This window comes from Streptomyces lacrimifluminis (assembly GCF_014646095.1).
Classification (GTDB): Bacteria; Actinomycetota; Actinomycetes; order Streptomycetales; family Streptomycetaceae; genus Streptomyces; species Streptomyces lacrimifluminis.
In genome coordinates this window covers 52,741-57,985 of record NZ_BMMU01000016.1, presented here as the reverse complement: position 1 = coordinate 57,985, position 5,245 = coordinate 52,741, and the positions used below count along the sequence as shown (strand labels likewise).

The following is a 5,245-nucleotide window of genomic DNA, read 5'->3' as shown; positions in this document are numbered from 1 at the left end:
CGCCAACGCCGTGCGCGGGATCGTCGCCAGTGCGCTCTCGTCCGTCTCGTACGGGCGTACGGTCGCCACCGTCGTCTGGGGCTGCATCCTGGCGCTGGGCGTCATCGCGGCCCTCGGCCAGGCGGGCATCGCCCGTGATGTCACCCGCCCGGTGCTGTACGCGGCGCTCGCCGTGGTCGTCGGCATCCTGGTCGTCGGGGTCGGCGGCGGCATGATCGCGCCGATGCGGCAGCGCTGGGAGCGGATGCTGACGGCGGCCGAGCGGGAGACCGTCACCGCCAAGGGGAGCGTCAGCGCCTATCAGGCGGGCCGCGCGGACGCACTCGGCAACCAGCCGGTCCGGGAACGGACCGACCTGCCCCCGCGCACGAACGACATGTAGGACGACACCTGCGGGGACGACACCTGCGGGTGGGGCGTCGTACGGACGATGGGTGCCACCGGTGGGACGCGGAGGGGGCGTCGTTCGTCCCACCGGCGGCTGCTCAGGGAGGACCGCCTGGGCGCCCGGCCGGGCGCCCAGGCCTCCGCGTCAGAACGCGGGGATCGCGGACGCGGCGCGGCCGTCGGCGTTCCGGGCCTTGTTGATGTTGCCGTAGAGGTTGTTGGTCAGCGGGAAGTTGGCGTTGCCCCACTGGGAGTTCCACAGCGAGTTGCGCGGCGCGTCGGCCATCTGCTCCATGGTGACCAGGGCCGGCGTGTCCCAGCCCCCGTTGCCCCAGGCCACCGGGGACTCGCCCCACTTGGCGAAGCGGAAGGCGTGGGTGCTCGCGCCATCCTTGTGGTAGACGATCTCGACGCGGTTGCCGTTCATCGGCACCTCGTTGATCGGGTGGGTGCTGTAGCCCCCGTGCCGGGAGGCGGCGAGGAAGCTGGGCCGCTCGTCGCCCTGGCGCTGGAAGACCACGACGGACTCCCAGTCGTGGCGGTGACCGAAGGCGTCGGCGCCGTTCAGCGTCTGGTCCTTCTCGAAGTAGAGCCCGTAGACGTAGGCGCACCAGCCGTTCTTGCACACGGACTGGGAGTAGGTGTTGGCCTTGCCGAGGTGGCCGTCCCGGCAGCCGCCGGTGATCGATCCGCTGTTGTTGAGACCGCCGTTGAGCCGTCCGCTCGCGTCGACGGCCGCCGCGGGGAAGCAGCCGTCCGAGTCGTAGTCGAAGAGCGGCATGTACTTGGCCTGGAAGGTGCTCGCGTTCCACGGCAGGGGGTTCAGGACCGCGGCGGAGGCGTTGGTCGAGATGCCGACGGTCACCGCGCCCGCGCTGAGCGCGACGAGCGCGACCCTGGCGAGGCGGGACATGGTGCTGGTGCGTGCTGCCTTGGACATTGCGGGTGTTCTCCACTTGGTCGGGCCGGTAACCCGGCTCGGTCGATGCCTGCGGACTGCTCGGCGGGACCGACATTGGCAGCCGGAAAGTTGACTGGCACCCCGTTTCAAGGGGCCGTTCAATTACGTCGTTCACCGTTCGTTTTCACCTCCCCGTCCGTTTGCGTTCCGAACAGGTATGGCATTCGGACCGGTTTCCCCTGTGCTGTGGCTCCTGTGCCGTATAGGGATGGAGAGGGCGGAGTTCATGGGGCGTCCCGAGAGACCTGTGGACCCGCAGGCCGGTCCCGTGCAGCGGTTCGCCCATGAACTGCGGGAGCTGCGGCGGGCGGCGGGCGGACCCTCGTACCGGCGGATGGCCGAGACGGCCGGGTTCTCCGCGGCGACCCTGTCCGAGGCGGCGCGGGGGGAGCGGCTGCCGTCGCTCGCGGTGGCCCAGGGGTATGTGGAGGCGTGCGGGGGCGACCCGGGTGAGTGGGAGCCGCGCTGGAAGGAGGCCGAGGACGAGGCCGCGTGCGCCGCTCGGGACGACTGCGGGGACACCGTGGCGCCGTACCGGGGTCTGGCCCCCTTCGAGCAGGGCGACCGGGAGCTGTTCTTCGGGCGGGACAGACTGGTCGGTGAACTCCTGCGGCTGGTGCGGGAGCACCGGTTCGCGGTGGTGTTCGGGGCGTCGGGGAGCGGAAAGTCGTCGCTGCTGCGGGCCGGGCTGATACCCCGGCTCCAGGAGGAGTGCGGCGCCGGCCGGGAGGAGCCCGGGGGTGCCGTACTGCGGGTGTTCACGCCCGGGGAGCGGCCCGCCGGGACATACGGGCATCTGCTGACCCCGACCGCGGGCGCGCCGGAGAGCTGGGTGGTGGTCGACCAGTTCGAGGAGGTCTTCACCCTCTGCCACGACCGTGCCGAGCGGGCCCGGTTCATCGACCTCCTGCTGGCCGCCCGGGACCCGGACAGCCGACTGCGGGTACTCGTGTCCGTACGGGCCGACTTCTACGCCCGCTGCGCCGAGCACCGGGAACTCGCGGACGCGCTCAGCGGGGCCGGGCTGCTGGTCGGGGCGATGACGGCCGACGAACTGCGGGAAGCGGTGACCCGGCCGGCGGCGGCCGTCGGGCTCCTGGTCGAGCGGGAGCTGACCGCGCGGATCGTCGAGGAGGTCCTCGACCGGCCGGGCGCGCTGCCGATGCTGTCGCACGTGCTGCTGGAGACCTGGCGGCGGCGCCGGGGCCGGCTGCTGACACTGGCCGCGTACGAGGCGGCGGGCGGGGTGCGCGGGGCGATCGCGGCGAGCGCGGAGGAGGTGTACGGGCAGCTGTCCCCGGCCCAGGCACGCAGCGCCCGCCAGTTGCTGCTGCGGATGGTCGAGCCGGGGCAGGGCAGCGCCGACACCCGGCGCCCGCTGCCCCGGGCCGAGCTGGCCGAGTCGGCGACCGACCCCCATGTGCCCGTGGTGGTGGAACGGCTGGCCGGCGCCCGGCTGCTGACCGTCGACGAGGACGGCGTCCAGCTCGCGCACGAGGCGCTGATCAGCTGCTGGCCGAGGCTGCGCGACTGGATCGAGGCGGACCGGGAGTGGCTGTGCCACCACCGGCGGCTGGCCGAGGAGACCCGGCTCTGGCTGGAGCACGACCGTGACCCGGGCGCGCTGGTCCGGGGCAGCAGACTGGCCCGCGCCGAGGAGATGTTCGCCGGGGAACTGTTCGCCGGGGAGGTCGGGAAGGCCGGGGAGGCGGGGGGCGCTGGGGATGCCGGGAAGGTCAGGGATGCCGGGAAGGTCAGGGGTGCCGGGAAGGTCAGGGGTGCCGGGAGGGCCGGGGGTGCCGGGAGGGCCGGGGGTGCCGGGAAGGTCAGGGGTGCCGGGAAGGCCTGGGAGGCCGGGGGTGCCGGGAAGGTCAGGGGCGCCGGGGAGACCGGGGGCGTCTGGGAGGCCGGGGAACGGGGCCGGCTCACCTCGTCCGAGCGGGAGTTCCTCGACGCGGCGCTGGCGGCCCGTGCGGCGGAACGCCGGGCCGTCACCCGTACCGCCCGGCGCTCCCGGGTCCTGTCGGCCGCGCTGTCCGCCGTACTGGCGGTGGCCCTGGTGGGCGGGCTGGCCGCCTGGCAGCTCACCGTCGACAACGCGCGCCGGCGCACGGACGCCGCCGCGCGCCGGGTCGCGGACATCGCCGACGCGATGCGGACGACCGACCCGCGCACCGCGATGCTGCTGAGCGTCGCCGCCTGGCGCATCTCCCCGCTGCCCGAGGCCCGCCGGGCGCTGCTCGGCTCCCTCGCCCAGCCGGAACGCGCCGTCTTCACCGACCCGGCGCCTGGCGGCGGTCCGGCACGTTTCCTCGCCGACTCCGGCCGTACGCTGCTCAGCGTCGACGGCCGCACCTGGCGGACCTGGGACGTCGTCGGCGCCCGCCCGATCGCCTCGGGCCGGCTCCCGGCCGGTGAGGTGCTCGCGGCCGGCCCGGACGCCCGGGTGCTCGCGGTCGCCGGGGACACCGGAATCCGCCTGTGGGACACGGCCGCCGGTCGCTGGACCGGCGACCCGCGTCCCCTCCCCTTCACCTCCGTCACCGACATCGCGGCGGGCGCCTACGTCGTGAGCGACATCGACGACGACCGGATACGTCTGCGATCGGTCACCGACGGCAGAGTGCTGTTCGAGGGACGGGTGGGGGCCGGCCTGGTGACCCCGGCCGTGAGCGCCGACGGCCGTCTCGTCGCCGTCTGCCCCGCGGGCGGCTCCCCGCGGGTCTGGGACATCGCCCGCCACCGCACCCGGCCCGGCCCCTGGGAGCGGACCCACGGTCTGTGCGACGAGGCGGCGGCGACGGGCCTGGTGTTCGGCGGGGGCGGCGAGCGGCTCGCCGCGGCCTCGGAGTCCGGCGTGACGGTATGGGACACCGGGTCCGCCGACGAGGTCGCCCACCTCGACGAACCGGGCGCGGAACAGGCGGCGTTCAGCCCGGACGGCGCCTTCCTCGCGACCGCCGACGGCGCGGAGATCCGGGTGTGGCGGCTGTCCGCCCCGGTGGCCCCTGTCTTCCGCCACCCCCTCAACAACCAGCATCCCTACGGGATTTCCTGGGATCCCGCCCGCCGGACCATCCTGCGCTACCTCGAAGGCGGTACCGTCCACAGCCTGGACCTGGGGATGGCGGTGACGCCCGCCTGGCGCGAGCACCCGCTGGCGGCGGAACGCGTGAGCCCGGACGCACGTACCTACGCCACCGCCCAACTCGCCGACGGACGCTACCGTTTCGAGCTCCGGGCCACCTCTGACGGCCGCCTCCTGCGCACCCTCCCCGCCCCTGGACCTCGCGACACCCGGGTCAGCCGCCCCGGTGGTCTCCCTGGCCCTGGGTCCCGGCGGCTCCACCCTGTACGCGGCCCGGCTACCGGTCCTCGGCGACGTGACCGACGAGGCGTGGGACACCGGAACCGGCCGCAGAGCCGCCGTCCTCACCGGGCTCACCAGCACCCACCTGGCCGTGCGCCCCGACGGGGGCCTGCTCGTCGGTGACAACCGAGCCGTGCGCCTGCCCGCCGACAGGGTCGCCGGGAAGGGCCTCGTCCAGGGCGAGGAGGTCGGCGCCCTCGCCTTCGCCGCCGACGGTTCACGCCTCGCCGCCGGCGACCTGACCGGCCGGGTCGCCCTGTGGGACGGGGAGTTGGGCGACCGTACGGGCATCCTGCGCAACGTCTTCCCCGCTCCCCCGGGTGCGCGACCGGAACCGGAGGGGGTGAGCGCGCTGGCCGTCAGCCCCGACGGCGCCACCCTGGCCGTCGGGGGCGGCGCGGGCACCCTCCAGCTCTGGGACATCGCCACCCAGCAGCCCCTGGGCGGCCCGCTGACCACCCCGGGCGAGCCGGTCGACACCCTCGCCTTCGGCGCCGACAGCGGCACGCTGTACGCGGGCGGTGCCC

Annotated in this window: 3 protein-coding genes and 1 pseudogene; 3 read left to right on the top strand and 1 reads right to left on the bottom strand. The window is 74.6% G+C overall.

Features of this window, described 5'->3' with window-relative positions:
• Positions 1-382: pseudogene (locus tag IEY89_RS40860) on the top strand (mechanosensitive ion channel family protein); the annotation flags it as partial.
• A gap of 150 nt (positions 383-532) precedes the next feature.
• Here IEY89_RS40860 and IEY89_RS23240 read toward each other — a convergent pair.
• Positions 533-1,327: an NPP1 family protein gene (locus tag IEY89_RS23240; protein ID WP_189149405.1), complete on the bottom strand. Its 795-nt coding sequence runs from the start codon at positions 1,325-1,327 to the stop codon at positions 533-535.
• 247 nt (positions 1,328-1,574) lie between these two features.
• On the opposite strand from IEY89_RS23240, the gene IEY89_RS40855 reads away from it, so the two are divergent.
• On the top strand, positions 1,575-4,841 hold the full coding sequence (locus IEY89_RS40855; protein ID WP_229695383.1) for an nSTAND1 domain-containing NTPase: 3,267 nt from the start codon (positions 1,575-1,577) through the stop codon (positions 4,839-4,841).
• Positions 4,810-5,245 (top strand): WD40 repeat domain-containing protein (locus tag IEY89_RS23225; RefSeq protein ID WP_373287282.1); only part of this gene is annotated, 436 nt, incomplete at its 3' end. The genes IEY89_RS40855 and IEY89_RS23225, both read left to right, overlap by 32 nt.

Bases quoted from the DNA above. Each gene is read 5' to 3' on its own strand.
- IEY89_RS23240 (WP_189149405.1), bottom strand. From the start codon at position 1,327: ATGTCCAAGGCAGCACGCACCAGCACCATGTCCCGCCTCGCCAGGGTC.
- IEY89_RS40855 (WP_229695383.1), top strand. From the start codon at position 1,575: ATGGGGCGTCCCGAGAGACCTGTGGACCCGCAGGCCGGTCCCGTGCAG.